At 74.9% G+C, this 2,253-nt stretch carries 2 protein-coding genes; one reads left to right on the forward strand and one right to left on the reverse strand.

Annotated features, from left to right (window positions below; genetic code table 11):
- Positions 1-126: 126 nt before the first annotated feature.
- Complete coding sequence (locus tag ACFWJ4_RS41440; RefSeq protein ID WP_380554613.1) at positions 127-1,347, reverse strand: amidohydrolase family protein; 1,221 nt, start codon at positions 1,345-1,347, stop codon at positions 127-129.
- Between the two features lie 150 nt (positions 1,348-1,497).
- On the opposite strand from ACFWJ4_RS41440, the gene ACFWJ4_RS41445 reads away from it, so the two are divergent.
- Positions 1,498-2,127: a TetR/AcrR family transcriptional regulator gene (locus tag ACFWJ4_RS41445; RefSeq protein ID WP_380554616.1), complete on the forward strand. Its 630-nt coding sequence runs from the start codon at positions 1,498-1,500 to the stop codon at positions 2,125-2,127.
- The last annotated feature ends 126 nt before the right edge of the window (positions 2,128-2,253 follow it).

Raw genomic sequence — 2,253 nt, forward strand, 5'->3', positions numbered from 1 at the left:
TGGGGTTGGGTGTTTTTTTTTTTATTTATTCTCCTCGACCAGCCCCCCCCCCGCCCCGGGGGGCTGTTCTCGCGGGGGGGGGGGGGGGGGGGGGGCCCCGGGGCCCCCCCCCCCGCCGTTTCGCCGTCAGACCGGGGCGCCGGCCTTGACCACCCGCTTCGGGTGGAGGTCGGGGCGGGTGAGCACGGCGAGGTCGGCGAGCGGGTCGCCGTCCAGGACGAGCAGGTCGGCGTGGGCGCCCGGGGCGAGGGTGCCGAGATCCCCCGCCAGGCCGAGCAGCCGGGCCGCCGTGGTGGTCGCCGAGCGCAGCACGTCCGCGACCGGCTGGACCTGGGCGCGCAGGGTGAACTCCTCCAGCTGGGCCGGGTGCAGCGGGCCGAGCAGGTCGCTGCCGTAGACGAGGTTGACGCCCGCGCGGTGGGCGCGCTCCAGCGCCTCCAGGCCCCGGTCGCGGACCTCGGCGAGCTTGCCCAGGGAGGCGGGCGGCAGGCCGGAGGCGGCGCCGGCCCGGGCGGTCTGCTCGTAGGCGACCAGGGTGGGCACCAGGAAGGCGTCCTTCTCCAGCAGCAGGGCGACCGTGCCGTCGTCCAGCAGGTTCCCGTGCTCGACGCAGCGCACGCCGGCCCGCAGGGCGCGGTCGATCGCCCGCGGGTGGTAGGCGTGCACGGTGACGTAGCGGTTGTGGTTCTCGGCCTCCTCGACGGCCGCGCGGATCTCCTCCTCGCTGTACTGGACGGCGCCGATCTCGTCGTGCGGGGAGGCGACGCCGCCGGAGAGCAGCACCTTGAGGTGGCGGGCGCCCTTGCGGAACTCGTCCCGGGCGGCGGTCCGCACCGCGTCCACGCCGTCGGCGATCCGGCCGAAGTGCGGGCGGGATTCGCAGCAGGGCAGGGAGTCGTCGCCGAGCGGGCGCAGGTCGCCGTGGCCGCCGGTCTGGGAGAGCGCCTTGCCGCCGTGCAGCAGCCGCGGGCCGGGGACCAGGCCCTCCGCGAGGGCGCGGGCCATCCCGTGGTCGGCGCCGCCGACGTCGCGGACGGTGGTGAAGCCGCGGCGCAGCATGCGTTCGGCCTCGGCGAGGGCGCGCACGGTGGCGTAGCCGGGGGTCCAGTTGGTGAAGTCGTGCAGGTCGAGCGAGGTGACCAGCAGGTGGACGTGGGCGTCGATCAGGCCGGGCAGGACGGTGCCGCCGGCGGCGTCGAGGACCCGGACGTCCTCGGCGGCGGCGGGCGGGCGGCCGGTGCCGGTGGCCGCGATCCGGCCGTCGGCGGCCTCCAGCCAGCCGAGGTCGGTGCGGGTGCCGTCCTCGGGGTGGAGCAGGTGGGCGTTGGTGATCAGCAGGCGGCTCATGCGCCCACCTCGCCGCGCTCGGCGGGGGCACTCGCCCACGCGCACTTCTCGGCGGTTCGTTCGCTTCGCTCGCTCACGATGATGGCCCTCGTTTCAGTACGGCTCGTATTGAATACGACTCGTACTGAATACACCATGTATCGTGCTGCTGTGAACCCGCCCCCCGCCGACACCGCCCCCCGACCACCCAGACGCCGCATCCACACCCGGGCCCGGCTGCTCGCCGCCGCACGCGAACTGTTCCTCTCCGTCGGCTTCGCCCGGACGAGCATCGAGGACGTCTGCGCCGCCGCCGGCTACACCCGCGGCGCCTTCTACTCGAACTTCGGCGGCAAGGAGGAACTGCTGCTGGCGCTCTTCGACGACCAGGCCGCTCAGCGGATGGCCGAACTGGCCGAACTGGCCGCCGCCTGCGAGGCGCTGGCGCCCCGGGAGCGGGCGCAGCGGCTGGTCGAGGCGCTGCTGCGGGTCGAGCCGACGGAGTCCGGGTGGATCCTGCTGTTCCTGGAGTTCCGCCTGGTCGCGGCCCGGACGGCGGCACTGGCCGAGCAGGTCGCCGCGCACGACCGGGCGGTCGCGCGGGCGCTGGCCGAGGTCCTGGAGCGGGCGCTGCCGGAGCTGGTGCCCCCGGGCGCGAGCGCCGACCAGGCCGCGACGGTGGTCCTGGCGGCGCGGGAGGGACTGCTGGCCCGTACGGCGGCGGGCGGCGCGGTCGCGGAGGACCTGCTGACGGCGACGGCGGCGGTGCTGTCGGGGCTGCTGGACGGGTCGGACCGATGAAACGCCGAGGGGCGGCACCCCGAACGTGCCGGGTGGCGCCCCACCGCGGGCGTGGGGTGGCGCGCGAGAAGATAAAGCTTAGGGGCCGGGAAAAGGCGGTGTATTTTAAAAAAAAACCAGCCCACC

The organism is Kitasatospora sp. NPDC127067 (assembly GCF_042724755.1).
GTDB classification, from domain to species: Bacteria; Actinomycetota; Actinomycetes; order Streptomycetales; family Streptomycetaceae; genus Kitasatospora; species Kitasatospora lactacystinica.

Bases quoted from the DNA above. Each gene is read 5' to 3' on its own strand.
- ACFWJ4_RS41440 (WP_380554613.1), bottom strand. From the start codon at position 1,347: ATGAGCCGCCTGCTGATCACCAACGCCCACCTGCTCCACCCCGAGGAC.